Raw genomic sequence first — 22,150 nt, forward strand, 5'->3', positions numbered from 1 at the left:
CTTTCGGATGGACATCACAAAAACGTGAACCGATTCCCACAGCCAGAGTTTAGACGGGAAGACGTGATTTTCAATGTTATACGCCGAGTTTGTTGCCGCGAGAGGGGGCGCGCAGCAACAGGCCGGTGTTGAACAGCCATCTTGGCGGGTGGCTCAGAACCTTGCGGCGAGGTCTGCGACGCCCTTGGGCAGGTCGGGCCAGACCGGGCCTTCGCCGCTGTCAATCGCGCGGCGGCATTCGGTCTGCATCGCCGCGACCCATGCTTTCCAGCCCTGCGCCAGCGTCAGATCGCCGTCACGCAAGCCAGAGGCGGCAAGGGCAACGGTACGCGGTGCACCGTCCAGCACAGCGGCGGTGAAGACGATCCCGGCTTGGGCGATGTTCATCTGCGTGGCCTCGGAGCCGACGGCAAGGATGCGCGCACGGCAGTCGGTCTTGATCGACGTGGCGCGCGCCAAAGCGGCGGCTTGGGCCTTGGTCTCGGCGGTGACGGCTTGGGCGAAATCAATCTGCATCGGGGGTCTCCAACTCGTAGGGCGGCAGGGCCACGGGGCCGTTGCCCGTAAGGGTGAGGGGTGCGGGGAAGAGCGTTTCTTGCGGCGCGTTGGCCCCGTGCGGCAGCACGAGCGTGAGGCGCAGCGTGCCGCCCACACGCTCGACCGGGCCTGCGAACCAGTCGCTTGCGATGGCCTCGGGTGGCAGGGTCGCGCCCTCGGGCAGTGGCGAGAAATCGAACACCTCGCCATTGAGCGTGAGTGTGTCGCCAGCGCGGCTTAGCATAAGGGGCGTGTCGCGGCGGGTGGGGGATAGGGTGATTTGCATGCGTGTCTCCTTTAGGACCAGCGGCCAAGGGCAAACAACCGCGTTGAAACCGATGATCGAATGCCCCCAACTGTCCAGGTGTTGAACGTCAGGGAGGCGTTGCTCACCCCGATCGTCGTCGGGTTCCCGAACCGCGGCGCGCCTATGGTTGGAGTGATTGCAAGGCCATCGACCCCGGCGAAGACCGCCGGATAGGTCCAGACCGTTTCCGCGGCACCGTCTGATGTGAGAGTGCCAGTGCAAATCTGCGTGCCATCCGCAAATCGAATATACCGCCCGTTGGCGTTGCTGCCGCGCTCGATCACAGCCCCTGTCGGCACGGCGCCAGACATCGACACGGTGCCAAGGATATTCGCCTTGCGATAGACATCCGCGCCGAGTGCCGCGCCTTGGGCCCCAACGGTCAAAACCCGCCCCGGCGTGGTGTCATTGGCCGACGATTGCACGGCGGCGCCGCTGAGACGCCCGGTCTGGGCATTGACGCGCAGCGCCTCGGTCCAGTTGACGCCATCGGCGGTGACTTTGATGGAAAAATCATCCTGCCCGGCGATGCCCATTTCCGCGCGCCCGGCAAAGCCGGTTTGAAACAAAAGGCTTGCGGTGGCACCCGCTTCGGCCTTGTTGATCTTGAGCTGATGCCCCGCGCCTGCATGGGTGAGCAAGGTCGCCTCTGCCGCCACGCTCAGACGGTTGAGCGCATCGGCATCGGTGGCGATGCCAAGCCTCTCAACCCGCTCTGGAATGCTGCGCCACGTGCCATCCCGATAGAGGCGCAGATCAGCAGAGCCGCGCGCGGTTGCGATCCAGCCTTCTTGCGGCGCAACAAAGCCCCAGGCTTCGCCGAGAAAGACGGCGATTTGGCCATCCTGCCCGGCCCAGGCCCCCATCGCCCCTTGGCCAAGGGCATAGCGCGCGCCGGTCTCGGGGGCGGCGGGCGGTTCGGTGGCCTCGAACCCGTCCAGCGCCATCTGGACCAGAAGATCCAGCCGCTGCACAGCCTCATTATAGGTCACATGCTTTTGCGCCTGTGACGGGGCGATAAATGGCAGGTCTAGGCGGGCTGATACATCCGACATCGGTCTCTCCAGAACGGTTGCGCAGACGAGAGACTCGGGAAACGGGATTACCAACCCCTTAACAAATGGGGCGATGGTGGACTATCTATCTGATTATAAGTTAAAAAATGTCCGGCTGGACGGCCGTAGCATTGCCGCAACCAGCACCGATCAGATGGCAAGACCGCACCTGCGGCACACCAATGAGGTCGGCGTTGGCAGCGGCAACGTCGAGATGAGCCCCTCACCGATTTTGCCCAAGAGCGCCCCGGAGAGTGCGTGGGCCTTTTATGCTTTGAACAGGCTTCAGCTTCCGGCGTATTTCATCACGATGTCTGCGAACTGCTCTGCTGGCAGAACCGGCGGAATGAGGGTCAATACCTTTCCGTCCGCGTCGAGCAGAAAGATATGGCTGCTATGGGCATAGATGGGCCCATATTCTGGATGATCCATGACCTTTTCAAAGGTGATCTGAAACGCACGATAGGCCTTGCTCAACGCCTCGGGATTGCCGGTCAGGCCAATAAGATCCGTCGAGATTTCAGCCAAGGCGGGCCCGATCGTTTTGGGCGTGTCCAGCTCCGGGTCTATGGTGATCATGATCGGGCTGACTGGAATGCCACGCTGTTTCACAAGCTCTGCGGCGTCCACCATCATTGGCAGGGCCGCACTGCAGATGCCGGGGCAATTGGCATAGCCGAAGAATACAAGCTGCATCCGACCGTCCGGATCAGTCTGGGTGCGGGTTTTGCCGGTATGGTCGACAAGCTCGAACGCGCCGCCCAGTTTCCATGGCAGTGCCGTCACTGAATCCGATGGCGCAAGGACGGGCGGCGCTGCGTGCTTTTCCGGGCCATGCGCCAATGCGCCAGATGCCAAGCCGCTACATGCCACGGCCAGCAGCAGAGTTCGGAGTTTCATTCAAACAATTCCTTTATGAATTGCTGTTCTTCTTCAACGCCGATGCCGGTGTAGCCATGTGCGGCAATCTCTGCGTTGACGCGCGGGTCGCGGCGGAACCATGGCCCCTTGCCATCCGCCTCGGGATGGTTTTCTGCCCATACGTCCGTCCAGCGGTTGGCGGCGGTCCATTCGGCATCGCCCAGAGCGCGGATCTTTTGCACCAGATAGATGTTCGTCGCCTTAAGATCGGGATCTTCGATCAACAGGCCGTCAACCTCGACCTGCTTGCCGCAGAATGGCAATATGTCAACCGCCGCCCCTGAGAACGCAGCCTGCGCGTTCTTGTTGGGATAGACCAGAACGTTGTCGGCGTTGCGCAGCAAACCCAGTTGGCGCACCCCGCCACCGCAATCTGCCGGGCAATCGCCGGTCAGTTCGCACAGAATATCCACCACCTTGGCCTCAAACCGCGCGGGTTGCTCGGCATAGAGGTTCCATGTTTTCGCCTCGGACCCTTGGGAGAAATCCTGCGCGCCAGCAGGAAGTGCCATGCCGGTGAACGCGAGCATCATCAGAACATGTTTCATTGTGCGTCCCCTCACTGAGCTGGCTTTGGAATGGCGAACGGCGGAACTACCCCGTAATCCTCGTGGTTGAGTTTCGTGATCCCGTGATCGGTGACCACTTCCTCTACCACCAGATAATTCAGCCCGTCGCGATGATAGAGCAGGCCATCCGCCGTAATCTCGTGGCTGGCAAGGCGCAGCTGCGTATCGCCCCCGGCAGAGCCGTCGTCGCCCGCGATCTTGAGCACCATGTAGACCTGACCGTCATCGCCCAGCAGGCCCACAGGGATGCCCCCAGCCGAACACCAGAGCGCACAGGTGTGATGCGCCGAGCCGGTCACCGCGTCCGGGCCGCCCATCACGCCAGAGTAATAGCACCAGGTATCAATGATCTCGCCCCGGACCTGAACGCGTTCACCCTCGGCCGCAAGAGCGGCCAGAGGCATAGGCAGCATCATTGCCGCCAAAAATAGTTGCTTGCGCATGGTTCTACCTCTCAGGCTACGCAGTCTTGTCTGCGAAGCTAACCACTCATTGCTTGCAACAGCCAAATAAAGTTTCTGTCAGGTTTGGTGAGGAATGACCCAAGCGAGCCAGTCCGCGCCGACGGAAACGTCGAATATCTCGCGCCAACCGGGGGGCTGTGTATGATGTGACGCGGTCAAGCCGGGTGGTTCTGGACGCCAGCATATCGCGCGGCTGCTGGCGGGGATGTCATGGAAAGGTATATATTTTATCTGGAGTGCCAGTCTTGGAAACATTCGACCCGCCCGAGCACATGCCAGTCAGTTTAGCCGTGTGATCGGCCGCTTGTCTCGGAAGCGGAATTTCAAATTTTGTTGGTCTATAAGTCATGACATTCGATTTGGCGGTTTAGCCGGTGGAGGGCTGCAAACTGCGCATAGGATGCCGTTGAGCGAGATATGCTGTGAAAATGGCCGCCCCATTAGGGCTTTCTTTGCGGGAAGGCGGGGCGCGTTTTTGTCGATGACGCGGGTCTTCGTGCCGGTGTTCTTTGTTCTCTTCATTTCGCTAAAGACATATGGCGGCGAGGATGGTTTGATCGTGTGGCGCACCAAAGGCCAGCAAAGGCTGTACATGAAGGATCAAGCGACGTTGCATTGGGTGGTTTTGGACATTGCCGGTATCAGCCAGAATGAGCGCCGGATGACTGCGACAGCGCCCCTGTGCCATCGACCGAGCGAGGGGTTTATAGGATGAGACTGGTTCTGGTTGGTTGGGGGGCCATTGGATCGGAGGTTGCGCGCCTTTTGAAGGCGCGCGCCGCGCCGGTCGATCTGGTTGGGGTTGCTGTGCGTGATACTGCGCGTGATATTGGCGTGCCGCTGATTGATGACCCTGCCGCGCTGGCCGCGCTGACACCCGATCTGGTGGTTGAGGCGGCGGGCCGGGCGGCGGTGATGCCATGGGGCCTTGCATCCTTGAGTGCGGGGGCCGATTTCGTGCCTGCCTCAACCTCGGCCTTTGCCGATGAGGGAACGCTTGAGGCACTTTTGGACGTTGCGCGGCGCAACAGGCGGCAAGTGCTGATTCCGCCGGGGGCGCTGGGTGGCATTGACGCGCTGGCGGCGGCGGCGCGGTTGCCGCTGGCGTCAGTGGTTCACGAGATTGTCAAACCTGCCCCTGCCTGGCGCGGGACCGAGGCGGAACGCCTGTGTGACCTGTCTGGCCTGACCGCGCAGCATTGCTTTTTCGATGGCACAGCCCGCGAGGCGGCGCGGCGCTTTCCGCAAAATGCCAATGTGGCGCTGATCACTGCGCTGGCGGGGTTAGGCCCCGACCAAACCCAGCTTCGCCTGATCGCCGATCCCGATGCCACGGGCAACCGTCATCGCGTGACAGCACAGGGCGACTTTGGACGGATGGAGATTGTGCTGGATAACCTGCCCCTTGCCAGCAATCCGAAATCGTCAGCGTTGACGGCGCTATCGCTGGTGCGGTTGATCGAGAACCGGGCCGGACCGCTGGTGATCTGATGCCGCGAGCGGCTGTGCAAAACTCGGCCATGCTTGCAGCGCGATCAGCCTGCGGCGTGTGGCGAAATGGTCGCCCAGCTTGACCCTTTGGGAGGCAGGGGGGCGTGGATGTGTATCGGGCGGTTGGCCGCACCTTGCGATCCTATGCCAAGAATGGCTTTTTCATGCTTCATGCTCTGGCGCGATAGGGGGGCGAATAGATATGACCCAGCCGGACAGCAATTCGTGTAAATCATAATGCCAAAACGGTACTTGATCATGCGCCAAACAACCTGGGCGGACGTGTGGATTATTTCAGTTCACTGAACAATCATAGGTAGTTTCTTTACTGACCTGAGTAAGTATCTGATTTTTATATGTAAAGCCAAACTTTCAGCATGGCGCGGGCGCAGAGACAGCTCTGGGCTGACAGGTTCTGGGAGAGCTGACGGACCAAAGCACATCTCAGGGAGGTTTCTAATCCATTGAATCAAGGCGTGTTTTGGTGACTGAAAAAGCGATTGACCTGAAACGAAAGGGGGGACGCCCCATCGGGTTCTCAGAAAAGATTTTCAGCTTATGCGGTATTAACAAATTTTTAACTTTCCTTAGAATTGAAAATTCGCAAGTTTTGGGTTTCAGAAAGCATTTTTTGTTTAAAAAACATAACAAATGCAAGTTTCATTCTTGTTTGCTGGGGCGCGAAATGGTTACGTTCGAGTGGAGTGAGCTATCTTTCGATCTTAACGAGTATCTTTCGTAGCGTTGAGCAATGTTCGAGTGTGAGTGACCGACTGTTTCAATCTCAAGATATGGATTTTCATCACTGTCCTAGAATTCATCAGCACCAAAACAAAACACTAAAAATTACACGGTAATAACCCGCATTTTCAGGTGCTTAGGCGCTTTATGCGGATGGAAGACTGCGGCCGGAGTTCAGTCTGAACTTGGCGTCAGGTGGGGAGGCACGAAATTACTAGCTATCGATCAATGGCCCAAGGTTCAGGGCTATCTTCCGTAAGACCCAAGCTGCATGTGAATTTGTGCAGAGGGTTACGCGGTAGCCCGGGAGCAGCAGATGCCACTGGCGGGCCGAATTCGGTCCATGCCTTGGCATTATACAGTGACCCCAGCTCAGGCGCGCGCGACGGGCCAAGCCTTAGACAACACGCAGGCAAGACCACGGCAGACCTGTTGCCGGGCTAGTCCGGAAGCAGGCAGTCTAGCGTCCCTTGTCCTTCCATCACGCTTATCCCGGCCCTCCATCATGGTGCCGCCGGACCAGTTCCTTACTGACCGATCAGGAGAATTCCCAATGGCTAACGTTGACGATTGTGCGGGTTTCTTAGGCCAATTGGCAGATGTTGCCATCCGCGCGCGGGCAAAGCGCGACCCTCAATAATTTCAAATTTCATGGCGCAAGCGGGGCATCACCCACCGCTTGCGTAAGCACAGATCACGCCGCAGAGCGCGGCATCAAAAAATAAAGCAGGAGCATCACCAATGGCTTTTTCAGTTGAATACGCAACGTCCGCCGGCACCATCAATACGAACGAGCTCGCATTTGAGCTTTTGAATGGCACCACTACGTCCACTACGTCCGAGACCGTCAGCTTGTTCGATCCCAATTTGTCTGGATTGACGGGGGACGGTTTTGCTGTGCGCTTCAAAGGCGTTGTAGATTTCTTTGAAGGAGGTAACTGGACCTTTGGTCACGACGCTGATGATGGGTTTGTTCTGTTTATCGACGGTGTGATTGTTGCGCAGCGATTTTCGGGCACTGGTATCAATCTTGGTTGGTCGACATCTTCCGTCGTCAACCTCACCGCAGGCCTGCACAATGTCGAGGTGCTCTATTGGGAGAATACCGGCGGTCAGGACGTTTTCCTGACGGCCCGAGCACCATCGGGGGGGGACGCTACCCAGATTGGTGCTTTCGGCGGTTTGACCGTCACTGAAGGCAGCTTCGCGGATGGTGTGCTGCTTTCGGATACATCGGCCGATGCGGATAGCAACCTTGCGGTTGCTTTTGATCATGGCGATGCCGTGCTGAACGCGACCGATGCCGCAGGCGATCAAACGCTGACCGTGACTGGTATTGATGCCGATCAGGCATCGGTTGTGGTGACCGTCTCGGATGGCACCACAACAGTGACAGCAACCCTTGGCGCGATTACCGATGGCAGCGCCACGGCGACCCTTTCGGCGGCGCAACTCGACACTTTGTCGGACGGCACGCTGACGGCAACGGTGACGGTGACGGATGTGAGCACCAACGTTGCAACTTCAACCGATACCATTGCTCTTGACACGATTGCCGATGCCGCGCCGAACCTCTCTGTCGCGTTTGAGGGCGCAGGGGTGGACGACTCGACCTTCAACGCAGGAGAGGCAATTCAGGTTGCATTCAGCGGCATTGATGCCGATGCGACAGGGACTTTGACGATCACATCCACTGGTGGCGGCTCGGTTGTTGTTGCGGGGCTGACCAGCGTGTCATCCAGCCCGATTTCGCTTGATTCCATGCAAATGGATGCGCTGAGCGACGGCACTCTTTCGGTTACGTTGGACGTGACCGATACGGCGGGCAATACGGCGCAGGTTCAGTCGAACGGCTTTGATCTGGACGCCAGCGCCCCTATGATTGCGTCCGTGACCCTTGCGGGGGGCTCTGGCGTTGAAGGCACTGTGATTGACGGTGATGTCGATGGCTCTGTCACGCTGACGATTGCGTTCAACGAAGCGATGGATACGGCTGTTGATCCGACGGTCACTCTGGATACGGCGTCTGCCAGCAGCTTTACAGAAGCCGAGCGCGCATGGTCGATGGATGGCTTGAGCCTGACAATCACCTATACGGTTGTGGATCAGAATGTCGATCTGGCCGCGATCACAGTGGGTGTCTCGGGGGCGCAGGACGTGGCAGGCAATGTAATCTCTGCTGTGTCCGAAGTGGCGACCGGCACCGCGATTGACACCGAGAGCACAGCCTCTGAGACCGAGTCTGTCACGATTGCCGAAATCCCCGATCAGAATGCTGCGACCACTGGCACGCCCATCGTTCTGGCCAAGCTGTCGGGTGCTGATGGCACGACCTATGCCCTGACAGGGGAAGCGGCGGTTAACGCACATGTCGAGATTGTCAGCGATGGCGAGGACGGTTTCATGGTCCAGATCATCGACACCGAGGCCGCGCGCGGGTTCTTTGACCTCGAAGAGAACGGCCCGAGCTTTGATATTTCCGTGACCGGTACGGATAACGCGGGCAATACCACGGCGTCGGTCCTGTCGATCACGCTGACCGATCTGAACGATGCGCCGGAACTGGTGCCGGGTGAGAATGATCTGACCGGAACGGTGACCGAGCGCGAAGATGGGGTGCTTGGCGAGAATGCCACGCCCTTTGGCACCACCGGCACCTTTGGTGTGCATGACGACGATGTGGCCAATAGCCACTCGGTCACGGTGTCGAATATTTCCAGCACCAATGGCACCTTCCTTGGGGTGTTCCAGGCGGGGTTCTCTGATCCGATTCAGGGCGATGGCAATGGCACGGTGCAATGGACCTTTAACATCGGCGCACCGATCACCAATCCGACGACCCTGGCGGCCCAGATGGCGATTGTCGATGCGCTGGCAGATGGCGAGAGCATCACGCAGGTCTATGACGTGACGACGACCGAAACTGTTGGCGGCCTGAGCTTTGTCCAGCGGATCGTGGTTACCATTGAAGGCAGCAATGATGCGCCGGTGATTTCCGGCACGGCCGTTTCGGCGGATCTGACTGAGGTTGTCGATGACGGCAGCAGTGACCAATCGCTGACGGCGACGGGCACGTTGACCGTGGCAGATATCGACACCAGCGACACGGTGACGGTCGCAGTGTCCTCGGTGGCGACATCGGGCAGCTTTGCGGGCACGAACCCGCTCGACAATACCACCCTGCTGGCGATGCTAGAGGTCGTGGCGGGCGACGGCACTGTCGGCCTCCTCGGCTCCGAGACTGCCGCGATGGCGGCGGATGCGACTGCGGGCTCGGATTTCACCTGGCAGTTCAGCGCGGGCAACCCGGAAAGCTCGCCGTTTGATTTCCTGCCTGCGGGCGAAACGCTGATTTTGGAATATACGCTGACGGCGACGGACGATTCCGAGACCGCGAACGCGACCGATACGCAGGTTGTGACGATCACCATTACCGGCACGAATGACGTGCCGCAGATCGGAGCCAGCAGCACTGCCGCGACCACGGTGGTCGAAGCAGGCGGCGTCGAGAATGGTGGTGAAGGCACAGCAGAAGCCACAGGCAATCTGTCGGCGGATGGCAATTGGACCGATGCCGATGATGGCGAAGCCGCAGCCTTGGTTGTGAGCGAGATCGCCTTTGGCGAAACCAGCGTACCGGTTGCCGTCGAGGGTGAAACCGAGATCGCAGGCACCTATGGGTCGCTCTTTGTCAGTGCCGATGGCAGCTATCGTTACGTGCTGGATAACACGCTGGCCGCGACACAGGCGCTGAATGCCGATCAAGCTGTAACCGAGGTTTTTGACTATACCATCGCCAACAATGGCGGTGGCCTGGGCAATGAGGCAAGCGCGACGCTGACCGTCAACATCACGGGCGCGAATGACACGCCGGTGATCAGCTTTGGCGAAGGGCAGGACGTTGGGACGGTCGAGGAGGCAGGCGTCAACGCCGAGAACGAAGCCATCAACACCCCACCGACCACCGCAACCGGCACGCTGAGCGCGGATGATGTGGATGCCGAGGATGCACCGGTCGATCTGATCTGGAGCGCTGGGGCTGATACCATGGCTGGCCAAGCACAGACAGATTCCCTGACTGTTGAAGGGGTTTACGGCAGTTTTGCGGTAGATGCTTCGGGCAATTGGACCTTCACGCTGGATAACACCGCCGAAGCGGTTCAGTCGCTTCACGACTCGGAATCCGTCTCGGAGACTTTCACGGTTACCGTGACCGATGACCGGGGTGCAACGAGCACACAAGATGTGGTGATCACCATCAACGGCACCAATGATGCGCCGGTGATCGTTGCGAATGAGGGGGCCGATACCTCGGTCACAGAGCAAGACGGCAGCGCGGATCCAAAACTTGAGCCCGAGGGGCCACTCTCCTCGGGTGATCCGGACGCCTCTGGCAGCTTCTCGGTGTCGGATGTTGACACCGGAGGTACGGATCAGGTGATCTGGTCGATCACCGGGGTGAACGGCGAGGCAATCGAGCATTCCGTGGCCAATGGTTCCGCCGCCGAGGCCGTTGGCACCTATGGTTTCCTTGTTTTGCACAGCGATGGTGAGTGGTCCTATCAGTTGGACGATCGCGACGAAGACACGCAGGCGCTCGCCGCGGGTGTCGTAGTTACCGACACCTTCACTGTGCGCGTGGCCGATGGGCTGGGTGGATATTCTGAGGATACCGTCACAGTTACTGTGACCGGCAGCAATGATGCCCCTGTGATTGAACTCTTCGGGGGTGAATTGTCGGGTCCGTTGGGTCCGGATTCAACCTTGGGCAACGTTTTGGAATCCGATGCTGCAAACCTGACTGCCAGCGGCACGCTGACCGTATCGGATGTGGATGCGAATGATTCGGTTGCAATATCTGTGACTGCCGTATCGGCATCGGGCACATTGGGCGGCTTTGAAGAGGATGACGCGGCGCTTCAGGGCATGATGACCATCAGCGGCGGTACCCCGCTTGAGACGGGTGCTGGCAATGCAAGCGGTCAGATCACCTGGAGCTTTGATAGCGGCAGCGAAACGTTCGACTATCTTGCTGCGGGCGAGAGCATCACGCTCAACTTTACCGTGACTGCCAATGACGGCGACGCGACCGACACCGAAACCGTGACCGTAACGGTCAACGGCACCAATGACCGGCCCGAGATTGTGATCGGGGATGGGGATTCAGCCACAGGTGAGTTGACGGAATCAACCGGCCTGATGGGGGAAACCCTGGTTACCGCAGGCACGTTGAGCATCGCCGATGCCGATTTTTCGGATGCGCACAGCGTTTCTGCGAGCCGCGTTTCTGTGACATGGACGGATGTGAATGGGGCCGACAATCTTGGCACTGCGTCGGATGTGACGCCGCTGCCCGAGGACCTAGAGGCGGCGCTGGATGCGGCCTTTGCTGCTGCCATCAACCTTGGTGATCCGCGGCAAGTCGACTGGAGCTTTAGCCTTGCTGATAGCCTTGCCGATTTCCTAGGGGCCGGTGAGACGCTGACGGTGGTTTATGATGTCACCGTGAATGATGGCAGAGCGTTTGACGGCACGGATGAGGACGGCAATGAAAATTCGGTCTCTGCCGTTCAAAAAGTCACGATCACGATCACCGGCACCAATGATGCGCCGGTTGTTGTGGCCGATGCGACGAATGAGTTTGCCGAAGGTGACGCGCTGGTCATCGACGAGAACAGCGTTTTGGATCAGGTTGCACTGACACCTGAAGCGACCGTTACCGTCAACCTGCTGGGCACCGGTGACGATAGCGATGATGAAATCTGGGTAACCACGGTCACCGAACTGGACGCCAACGACACCCGCGCGATCACCGGGACAACCAGCGTGTCCGCCTCGGGCAATATCCCCACAGGATTTGTTGCGTCGGATGCCCAAGCGGCGTTTGACCTTAGCGACGCCTTGAACGGAGTTGTCACCTTTGACCGCAATGCCGCCGTGTTTGACGCGTTGGACACTGGTGAATTCATTGATGTGGCGCTGACCTATACGGTCACAACCACCTCGCCGGACGGCATCACCACGACCGATAACGAAGTGACAACGGTCATCCGTGTCACCGGTGCGAATGATGCGCCCTATATCGTGGAAGAGGATGATTTTGCGGCCTCTGTGACCGAGCTGCCGGATTTGGACGCAGGCGAGAATGCCGCGCGCCCGACTGTAAATGGCTCGATCACGTTCAATGACGTTGATCCGGGCGATCTTTCGGCGCTTCAGGTTACAGTTGAACCTGTGCAAGACGTTGGTGAGGGTGCCGCGCTTTTGGCGAATTATGTCGGCACATTCTCGGCGGGCTTTGTTGCGCCGACCGGCACATCGGTCGCTGAGGCTGGCGAGGTGTTCTATAGCTTCGACCTCGATGATCTTGTGCTCGACACTTTGACTGAAGGCGAGACCTTTACTCAATCCTACCAAGTGTCGATCTCGGATGGCACGGCCACCACGAGCCGCAATATCGTGCTGACCTTTACCGGCACGAATGACGCGCCGGTGATCACCGCGGCAACCGGCGACCTGGCCCTGACCGAAGATCAGGGTGATGTCGCCAGCGGGTCTGTGACTACGCAGACGCTGACCGGCACCATCAGCTTTGACGATGCCGACACCTCGACCCTGCCGGCCAGCGGGGGCGCGGGTGGTGCAGATACCCATACCGTTACGGCGGAAGTGACCTCGGTTGCATTGGATGCTGAGGTTGATGAAGCCTATGAAGGACCCACAGGTTCCCTGTCCTTCGATGCTACGGCGGCAAACGCCTCTGATGCGGTTGGCAACACGGTTGGTTGGTCGTTTGAAATCACCGATGGGCAGTTTGATTTCCTCGCTGCCGGAGAAGTTCTGAGCATCACCTATACGGTGACGGTTGAGGACAACAACGGCGGCACCGATACACAAGACATCACCTTTACCATCACTGGCACGAATGACCTGCCGGTTATCGATGTTGCTGAGTCTGACGTTGAGATCAGCGGCGATGAGGATGCGGTGGGAATTTCCGGCACGGTGCTGGCCACGGATGTGGACGGCGACGAGCTGAGCTTTGCGCTTGCGGATGGTGGTAGCCCGGAGAACGGGTCTGTCACCGTGAACACAGATGGCACCTACACCTATGTTCCGAACGCCGATTTCAACGGGACGGATGCCTTTACGGTCGCGGTTTCCGACGGCAATGGTGGCACCGATACGGTAGAGGTCAGCGTCACGGTCAACGCGGTCAACGATGCCCCGGTGAACACCGTGCCCGAGACCCTGAGCACGGACGAGGATACCGCTGTGGCGCTGACCGGGTTGTCAGTGTCGGATGTAGACGCCGGTGAGGGCACGATTACCGTGACCCTTGCGGTCGCAGACGGCGCAGGCACGATTGCGGCGTTGGAGGCTGGTTCGGTTACGGTTGCGGGGTCGGGGACGAATTCGATCACGCTGACCGGGACGTTGGCGGATATCAACGCTTATCTGGCGACTGAAACCACTCCGGTCTTTACGCCCGCGCAGGATGCGAATGGCGATGTGACCTTGACCATGACCACGGATGATGGCGGCAGCACCGGCGAGGGTGGCGCACTGACCGACATCGACACGGTGACGATCACGGTGAATCCGGTCAACGATGCGCCGGTTGTGGAGGGGCCCGTATCGGCAGAGCAGACCGAGGATGCAGAGGGCTTTACTGTCAATCTCCTGAGCGGTGCGTCGGATGTCGACACGGGCGACGTGCTCACTGTGTCCGGCCTGATGCTTGACAGCGGTGACGACAGCGGCGTGACGGTGTCTATGGATGGCAACAGCCTGACGGTTGATCCCGATGCCTACACCGCACTGGCGGTGGGTGAGAGCGCAGTGATCACCTATAGCTACACGGTGACGGATGGAAATGGCGGGGAGGTCTCTCAGACCGCGACGATCACCATCACCGGGGCAAATGACGGCCCGGTTCTGGAGGACGTGACGACAGCACCGGCGATTGTCGATACGGCTGGCGATGACACGCTGTCTTCGGTTTCGGATACGCTGGTTGGGTCGGATGTCGATAATGGGGCGGTTCTGACCTACGCGATCAGCGGCCAAGAACCCGTAATGGGCGAGACTTCCCTAGAGGGTAAGTATGGGACGCTGACGGTCTTGTCTGATGGCAGCTATACTTACACGCCTGATGCGGCAAAGTTGCAGGGGCTGGCCGCAGATGCCGAACCGAATGAGACCTTCACGATTGTTGTGACGGATGAGCACGGTGCGTTCGATACCGCGACGTTGACGGTGGATATCACCCCGGCCAATGACACGCCGGAACTGGCCTCGGTCGATGCCATCAACATCACCGACACAGCCGCTGCGGATGATTTTGCAGCACAAGGGGGGACTCTGTCTGCCACAGACCGCGACAGCGGGCATGTCGACGCGATGGTGTATTCGATTGCAGGGCAGGAGGTTGCAGAAGGTGCCACATCGCAAACCTTCTACTTTGATCGTGTCGGCAACGCGGTCGTGACCGAAGCCCCGTTGAATGGTGTGGAATTGGGCACGCTGACGGTGCAATCGAGTGGCGCTTACAGCTTTGAGCCGAATGATGCGGGTATCAACAGTCTGCGTGCTGATCAGAACCCCATCATCACGACCACGCTGCGCGCGACAGACCCGCAAGGGGCCACGTCCGAGACCGGGCTGGTGATCAACATTGACGGTGTGAACGATAACCCGACCATTACCGGAACCGATCCTGAGGTTGACCAAGGTGTGGTGAATGTGGCCGCCAAGGAGCAGGCGGAGGCGGACGAGGGCGATCTGGTTGTCGTGTCTGGCACCATTTCGTTTGCCGATGTCGACAGCAATGGCATCCCCAGCTTTGGCTTTGCGGCGCTTGCGCCGGGCTTTGTGGGAACGATCCAGTTTTCACCCTCGGGCGAAACCGTGGATGAGGGGACATTCACATGGACCTTCAGCATTCCCGATGCCACGCTCAATGCGCTGGCCGAAGGTGAAGCGCTCGGCACCAGCCCGCAGGTCTATGACATCACCGTCAACGATGGTGATGGGGGATCGGTTGTTCAGCGGGTTTCGATTGCGATTGTCGGAACCAATGATGCACCGGTGATTGCCGGGGCTTTGGGGGGCGGTCTGGCGATTTCAGGTGCCGCAACTGAGGCCGCGGATGGGGCGATGGATGCGGCCATCACAACCTCTGGCACGCTGTCGGTTTCCGATGAGGATACGCGAGATGAGGTGACCGTTTCGGTGACCGGGGCGGTGGTATCTGGTGGGACCTTTGCGGGCACCGTGCCTTTGGACAGCGCGGCACTTGCCGCGATGATGCAACTGGCGGCGGGTACTGCGGCGGAGACCGGCTTTGGCGACACCGTGGTTTTGGGTGCGGATGGCACTGGCTCTGACTTTACGTGGGCCTTTGCATCGGGCGCCTCTGGCGATGCGGCGTTCGATTTCCTCGCTGCGGGTGAGACGCTGGTGGTCACCTATACACTGACCGCAGACGACCTGTCCGAGACCGACAGTGCAACCGACACTCAGACCGTGACGATCACGATCACCGGCACCAATGACAGCCCTGTCGCCTCGGCGGCGGATGGGGTCACGGTTGCAGAGGATCTTGATGCAGCCACGGTCATTGCGACCGCTTCGGGAACAGATGTCGATCTGAGCGATGTGCTGAGCTACAGCATTTCCGCAGGGAACGATGCTGGTCTCTTTGAGATTGATGCCACCACAGGCGACATCTCACTTGTGGCGGGTCAATCGCTGGATGCGGAAACCGACATTGAGCACGTTCTGACCGTGACGGTCAGCGACGGCAACGGTGGCACCGATACGCAAGAGATCACCGTCAACGTCACGGATGTGGACGATAACCTGACCACGGCTCCGGTGGATGCAGACGGTGTGGCGGGTGGGAGCGTTGATGAGAATGCCGCATTGGGGACGGTCGGAATTACCGCCGCCTCAACCGATGCGGATATTACATCTGGCGCAATAACCTATGCCATCGTCGGGGGCACTGGTGCCACAAACTTTGTCATTGATGCCGAAACGGGCGTTGTGTCCGTCGCCTCGGGCGCAAACATCGACCGGGAGACAGGCAGCTCTCTGACCATCGACGTCCAGGCAACACCGGCCAATGGTGCGGCAAGTGTCACCTCGACGTTCACAATCACGATCAATGATGTGAATGAGTTCGACGTGACCACGCCGGTGGATAGCAATGCCGCTGCGAATGAGGTTTCTGAAAACGCAGGCCCCGGTACTCTGGTCGGTATTGTGGCGTCCGCCTCTGATGCAGATGCAACCACCAATGGCGTTACCTATAGCTTGACCGATAGCGCCGGTGGGATTTTCGAGATTGATGCAGCGACAGGCGAAGTGCGTCTTTCGACAGCAGCCATGGCCCCACGCCCGGATTTCGAAACCGCAGAAAGCCATACGATCACTGTGCAGGCGATGAGCGCAGACGGTTCCACCTCGACCGAAGACTTCACGATCACGATTTTGGATGCGAATGACACAGCGCCTGTGTTTGCAATCAACGCCGCACAAAGCGTGGCGGAGAACGAAACCTCTGTCGTTCGGTTGTCTGCCACCGATGTAGACACCGATCAATCTGGTATCAGCTTTACCATCGTTGGTGGGGATGATCAGGCGGCGTTCCGCGTTGTTGAGGACGAGGGGGTTTATACGCTCGAATTTGTCAGCGCACCTGATTTCGAGATGCCGACCGATATGGGTGGCAACAACATCTACAATGTTGTGGTTGAGGCCTTTGATGGCACCAACATGACGGAACAGGCGTTTGCAATCACAGTGACGGATGTGAACGAGGCCCCCACAGCGGTCAGCCTTGACAACACGACGTCGACCTTGGCTGAAAATTCGGTCATCGGGTCCGGCATCAAAGTGGCGGATATCACCATCACGGACGATGCGCTTGGGGTAAACGGTGTTACGTTGACTGGGGCTGATGCCGCCTTCTTCGCGGTGGTGAGCACGGATACCGGGCTTGAGCTGCATTATGTTGGGGAGGCTCCGAATTTCGAGGCTCCAGCCGATGCAGGGGCGGACAATAGCTTTAACGTTACTGTCGAGGTCGATGACGGGACGGTTGGCGATACGCCAGACGCAACGACAGACTTCACCCTGACGGTGACGGATGTGAACGAGGCACCTGTTGCCAATCAGGTTCCGGCAGAAACCTTCCCGGTTGTGATCGAGGACGAAGTCTTTAACGGCATCGTCGTTTCAGAGTTTGGCGAAGCCTTTGGTGAGATTCCGCTGTCGGTCTTTGCGTCCGATGTGGATGGCAACATTGATCCGTCCTCTCTGTCCATCGACGGCGTGACCGTCGAGGGCAATGTGGTCACGCAGGCCGAGGCAGGTATCTCCTATAGCGGCGAGACCGGGGCATTCAGTGTTAACGCGGCGACGGAGGTCTATCAGTCGCTGGATGTCGATGAAGAAATCTCGGTTGTGGTGAGCTTTACCGTCACTGACAGCGAGGGGCTGAGCGACAATACGGGCACGATCACCTTCACAGTGCGCGGCACCAATGATGCGCCGGTTATTGTGGTGGCCGAGTCGGACATCACCGGCACCGGGGCAGAAGATGAGGGTGCAATCACCGGCACGATTGTGGCGGATGATGTGGATGACGGGGCGATCCTCGGGTTTTCCATCGAGGATGGCGATAGCGCCGCAAACGGGAGCGTTACCGTAGACCCGAACACCGGCACCTGGAGCTATACGCCTGATGCGAACTTCAACGGCGTGGACAGCTTTACTGTGACGGTCTCGGACGGTCTGGGTGGGTCTGTCACGCAGGTTGTCGATGTTACGGTTACAGCTGTGAACGATGCGACCGAGATTGATGTGTCGAGCCAGGTTGCGGCGACCCATGTCGAAGCGGTCGATGCAGCCGCGCCTGTTGCGACACTGATCGCGGCTCAGGCCAGTCTGACCGATGTGGATGGTCTGGATTATGACACCGGCACCTTCACGGCCTCTGTGGTGGACGGCGATGCGACCGACCTTCTTGATCTTGACACCTCTGGCAGCGTCAGCGTTGTGGATAGTGCGGTTTCGGTCGGTGGCACGCAGGTCGGCACGGTAACGGGCCAAGGCACTGCCACGCTTTCGGTCAGCTTCCTTGCCGCGGCCTTTGCGGCGGATGTGCAGGCGGTGATCAACGCGCTAAGCTATGCGACCACCGACGCCACGCCCGTTGCATCGCGCGAGATCACGCTCGATCTGACGGATGGTGATGGGGCTGCCGCCGAGCAGCAGACCATTTCGGTCTCTATCACGGCAACGAACGACAGCCCGATTGCCGTCAATGATGCCTTTGGTGTGACCGAGGGATCGTTCGCGTCTGCCTTCAACGTGTTGAGCATCGGCACGGCAGACAGCGATCCCGAAAATGACACGCTCAGCGTAACTGCGCTGGCGGATCTGGCGGATGGGGCGCAGCCTGTTGGTGGATCGGCAACCGTCGGCGCGTCTGCCGGTGTCATCACTACCGATTGGGGCGCTGAGGTGACGCTGCAGTCCAATGGGCAGCTGTTCTATAACCTCACCTCTTCCACCGCTCGGTTCAATGAACTGGCGGCGGGCGAGACTGCGGTCGACAGCTTTACCTACACGGTCAGTGATGGGAATGGTGGCACGGATACGGCCACGGTTTCGGTCACTATCACGGGTGTCAACGACGCGATCCTGGCTGCGCCTGACACAATCACCGCGACAGAAGATACGGCCGCCTCTGTGACGGGCAATCTTCTCGCGAATGATACGGATGTCGATATCAACGACATCCCGACCATTGTGGACGCCAGCAGCTCTGTCACAGCGACTGCGGTTGCAACGGCTGACGGGTTCCGGATCACGACGATTGACGGGGTCGTGGTGAACCTCAGCGCCAATGGCGATTACACGCTCACCGCGCCGGATAGTCTGGCTGCGGGTGTGACCTCGACAGCGACGTTCCAATATACCGTCCAAGACAGCGGTTCGGCACAATCGACAACAACCGTCACCGTGCAGGTGACCGGCGATAATGACGCGCCGACAGCCGTACAAGTCACGCTTCTTGCATCCAATGAAGACACGGTTCGGATCATCACCGAAGCGCAGCTTTTGTCAGGTGCCAGCGATGTGGATACGGGTGCCGTGCTCGAGATCACGGCTCTGGCTCTGACCAGCGGCAATGGATCTCTGGTCGACAATGAGGATGGCACTTGGACGTATACGCCTGACCTGAATGACAATGGGGATGTGACATTCTCCTACACAGTGTCGGACGGGCTGTTGACGGCCACAGCAAGCGCCACGCTGGATCTGTTGCCGGTCAACGATGCGCCGGTGGCGCAGGCGGATGCGGCGATCAGCACGGGTGAGGATCAGGCGATCTCTGGGACGGTGACGGCCACGGATGTGGACGGCGACAGCCTGAGCTTTGCGCTGGCCTCGGGCGGTGCCCCGGCGAACGGATCGGTGACGATCTCGGCCAATGGCGGCTATACCTATACGCCGGATGCCGATTTCAACGGGACGGATGCCTTCACGGTCTCGGTCACGGATGGCAACGGCGGCACGGATACGGTCGTGGTCAATGTGACGGTGAACGCGGTCAACGATGCGCCGGTGGCGCAGGCGGATGCGGCGATCAGCACGGGTGAGGATCAGGCGATCTCTGGGACGGTGACGGCCACGGATGTGGACGGCGACAGCCTGAGCTTTGCGCTGGCCACGGGCGGTGCCCCGGCGAACGGATCGGTGACGATCTCGGCCAATGGCGGCTACACCTATACGCCGGATGCCGATTTCAACGGGACGGATGCCTTCACGGTCTCGGTCACGGATGGGAACGGCGGCACGGATACGGTCGTGGTCAATGTGACGGTGAACGCGGTCAACGATGCGCCGGTGGCGCAGGCGGATGCGGCGATCAGCACGGGTGAGGATCAGGCGATCTCTGGGACGGTGACGGCCACGGATGTGGACGGCGACAGCCTGAGCTTTGCGCTTGCCTCGGGCGGTGCCCCGGCGAACGGATCGGTGACGATCTCGGCCAATGGCGGCTACACCTACACGCCGGATGCCGATTTCAACGGGACGGATGCCTTCACGGTCTCGGTCACGGATGGCAACGGCGGCACGGATACGGTCGTGGTCAATGTGACGGTGAACGCGGTCAACGATGCGCCGGTGGCGCAGGCGGATGCGGCGATCAGCACGGGTGAGGATCAGGCGATCTCTGGGACGGTGACGGCCACGGATGTGGACGGCGACAGCCTGAGCTTTGCGCTGGCCACGGGCGGTGCCCCGGCGAACGGATCGGTGACGGTCTCGGCCAATGGCGGCTACACCTATACGCCGGATGCCGATTTCAACGGGACGGATGCCTTCACGGTCTCGGTCACGGATGGCAACGGCGGCACGGATACGGTCGTGGTCAATGTGACGGTGAACGCGGTGAACGATGCGCCGGTGGCGCAGGCGGATGCGGCGATCAGCACGGGTGAGGATCAGGCGATCTCTGGGACGGTGACGGCCACGGATGTGGACGGCGACAGCCTGAGCTTTGCGCTGGCCACGGGCGGTGCCCCGGCGAACGGATCGGTGACGGTCTCGGCCAATGGCGGCTACACCTATACGCCGGATGCCGATTTCAACGGGACGGATGCCTTTACGGTCTCGGTCACGGATGGGAACGGCGGCACGGATACGGTCGTGGTCAATGTGACGGTGAACGCGGTGAACGATGCGCCGGTGGTAACGCTCGCAAATGTAACCACAGACGTAGACGAAGATGCTGACACCACGTCTCGGATCAAGGTTGCGGACATCGTCGTGTCGGATGATGAGCAGGGCATCAACACTCTGGCCTTGGCCGGTGCTGACGCGGCTCTGTTCGAGATCGTTGGAACGGCCTTGTTCCTGCGCGCTGGTGCGTCGCTTGACTTTGAAACCAAGGCGCAGCTCGATGTTTCCGTCACTGTGAATGATGCGAGTGTTGGTGGGACCCCTGATGGCACAGCGTCACTGAGCCTGACAGTCAATGACGTCGATGAGGGGCCTGTATCCACCAATGAGAATGACACGCTGATCGGTAGCGATGGCGATGACCTGATTGGTGGCCTTGACGGAGACGATAGTATTTCCGGTGGGCTGGGCAGCGACTCGTTGTTTGGCGAAGCTGGCAATGACACCCTGTCCGGTGGTGACGGCAATGACACTGTTGCAGGGGGGGACGGCGATGACGTTGTGAACGGCGACGCCGGCAATGACTCTCTGGGGGGCGGTCTGGGCAATGACACGCTCAACGGTGGCGATGGTAACGACACCATGGGTGGTGGCTTTGGCGACGACTTACTGTCGGGCGGCACTGGCGCTGACGTGGTTGCCGGTGGTGCTGGCAACGACACACTGGACGGCGGCGACGGTAATGACTCGATCTCTGGTAGCTTTGGCAACGATGTGATTAATGGCGGGGTCGGAAACGATCAGATTGGCGGCGGTGCCGGGCGTGATACGATCGACGGCGGCGCTGGTAATGATCAGATCGGTGGCGGTGAAGGCGATGACGACATCAGCGGTGGGGCAGGCAATGACTTCCTCGCTGGGGGTGGGCGCAACGACGTGATTGATGGCGGCACCGGCAATGATACGATCAACGGCGGCGCTGGAAATGACATCATGACCGGTGGCGCAGATGCGGATATCTTTGTCTTCAGCGCCTTCGTTGACGGTGAGCTTGATGTTATTACCGATTTCGAGGATGGCACGGACCGCTTGTTGATCCGTATCGTCAATCCCGATACCGGCGAGGTGAACATCAGCAACGGGGGCAATGGTTTGCAGGGCTTTGTGGATGCGTTGGGTATTACCCAGGCAGATGAAGGCGCGCAGATCAATGTGAACGGTCAGATCATTCTGTTGGAGGGTGTTGATGCCTCTGTGCTGGGGGTCGACGACTTCCAGTTCCTCTAAAAAACATAAAAGGATGCGTGATCGTCGTTAAGATCGCGCATCCTTTTGAAACCAGAGACCTTTTGAAGCCATAGG

Annotated in this window: 9 protein-coding genes; 3 read left to right on the top strand and 6 right to left on the bottom strand. The window is 59.5% G+C overall.

What is annotated here, in order from left to right:
* Positions 1 to 153 precede the first annotated feature (153 nt).
* From RAK1035_RS06645 to RAK1035_RS06670, 6 genes are all read right to left on the bottom strand, one after another.
* Positions 154 to 516, bottom strand: coding sequence for a hypothetical protein (locus tag RAK1035_RS06645; RefSeq protein ID WP_008281359.1), 363 nt, complete (start codon positions 514 to 516; stop codon positions 154 to 156).
* Positions 506 to 823 carry a hypothetical protein gene (locus RAK1035_RS06650; RefSeq protein ID WP_008281360.1) on the bottom strand — a complete coding sequence of 106 codons (318 nt, stop codon included), beginning with the start codon at positions 821 to 823 and terminating at the stop codon, positions 506 to 508. Before RAK1035_RS06650 ends, RAK1035_RS06645 begins: the two co-directional genes overlap by 11 nt.
* A gap of 11 nt (positions 824 to 834) precedes the next feature.
* Positions 835 to 1,899: a DUF2793 domain-containing protein gene (locus tag RAK1035_RS06655; RefSeq protein ID WP_008281361.1), complete on the bottom strand. Its 1,065-nt coding sequence runs from the start codon at positions 1,897 to 1,899 to the stop codon at positions 835 to 837.
* 285 nt (positions 1,900 to 2,184) lie between these two features.
* Positions 2,185 to 2,799 (bottom strand): SCO family protein, encoded by a 615-nt coding sequence (locus tag RAK1035_RS06660; RefSeq protein WP_008281362.1) that lies wholly within the window; start codon positions 2,797 to 2,799, stop codon positions 2,185 to 2,187.
* A complete protein-coding gene (locus tag RAK1035_RS20365; RefSeq protein WP_008281363.1) occupies positions 2,796 to 3,368 on the bottom strand; it encodes a hypothetical protein in 573 nt (190 codons plus the stop codon). The genes RAK1035_RS06660 and RAK1035_RS20365 overlap by 4 nt, the downstream gene beginning before the upstream one ends.
* 11 nt (positions 3,369 to 3,379) lie before the next feature.
* Entirely contained in the window at positions 3,380 to 3,832 is a 453-nt protein-coding gene (locus RAK1035_RS06670; protein ID WP_008281364.1) for a hypothetical protein, read from the bottom strand.
* 427 nt (positions 3,833 to 4,259) lie between these two features.
* Here RAK1035_RS06670 and RAK1035_RS20370 point away from each other — a divergent pair, with 427 nt between their 5' ends.
* The 3 genes from RAK1035_RS20370 (at position 4,260) to RAK1035_RS06685 (ending at position 22,075) form a co-directional block, all read left to right on the top strand.
* Positions 4,260 to 4,568 (top strand): hypothetical protein, encoded by a 309-nt coding sequence (locus tag RAK1035_RS20370; protein ID WP_157132406.1) that lies wholly within the window; start codon positions 4,260 to 4,262, stop codon positions 4,566 to 4,568.
* Positions 4,565 to 5,344, top strand: coding sequence for an aspartate dehydrogenase (locus RAK1035_RS06680; RefSeq protein WP_008281366.1), 780 nt, complete (start codon positions 4,565 to 4,567; stop codon positions 5,342 to 5,344). The genes RAK1035_RS20370 and RAK1035_RS06680 overlap by 4 nt, the downstream gene beginning before the upstream one ends.
* A gap of 1,482 nt (positions 5,345 to 6,826) precedes the next feature.
* On the top strand, positions 6,827 to 22,075 hold the full coding sequence (locus RAK1035_RS06685; protein WP_008281368.1) for a tandem-95 repeat protein: 15,249 nt from the start codon (positions 6,827 to 6,829) through the stop codon (positions 22,073 to 22,075).
* Positions 22,076 to 22,150 lie beyond the last annotated feature (75 nt).

Source organism: Roseovarius sp. AK1035 (genome assembly GCF_003288315.1).
Lineage (GTDB): Bacteria > Pseudomonadota > Alphaproteobacteria > Rhodobacterales > Rhodobacteraceae > Roseovarius > Roseovarius mucosus_A.

Excerpts from the sequence above, each read along its gene's own strand:
- RAK1035_RS06645 (WP_008281359.1), bottom strand. The coding sequence starts at position 516 with ATGCAGATTGATTTCGCCCAAGCCGTCACCGCCGAGACCAAGGCCCAA.
- RAK1035_RS06650 (WP_008281360.1), bottom strand. The coding sequence starts at position 823 with ATGCAAATCACCCTATCCCCCACCCGCCGCGACACGCCCCTTATGCTA.
- RAK1035_RS06655 (WP_008281361.1), bottom strand. The coding sequence starts at position 1,899 with ATGTCGGATGTATCAGCCCGCCTAGACCTGCCATTTATCGCCCCGTCA.
- RAK1035_RS06660 (WP_008281362.1), bottom strand. The coding sequence starts at position 2,799 with ATGAAACTCCGAACTCTGCTGCTGGCCGTGGCATGTAGCGGCTTGGCA.
- RAK1035_RS20365 (WP_008281363.1), bottom strand. The coding sequence starts at position 3,368 with ATGAAACATGTTCTGATGATGCTCGCGTTCACCGGCATGGCACTTCCT.
- RAK1035_RS06670 (WP_008281364.1), bottom strand. The coding sequence starts at position 3,832 with ATGCGCAAGCAACTATTTTTGGCGGCAATGATGCTGCCTATGCCTCTG.
- RAK1035_RS06680 (WP_008281366.1), top strand. The coding sequence starts at position 4,565 with ATGAGACTGGTTCTGGTTGGTTGGGGGGCCATTGGATCGGAGGTTGCG.
- RAK1035_RS06685 (WP_008281368.1), top strand. The coding sequence starts at position 6,827 with ATGGCTTTTTCAGTTGAATACGCAACGTCCGCCGGCACCATCAATACG.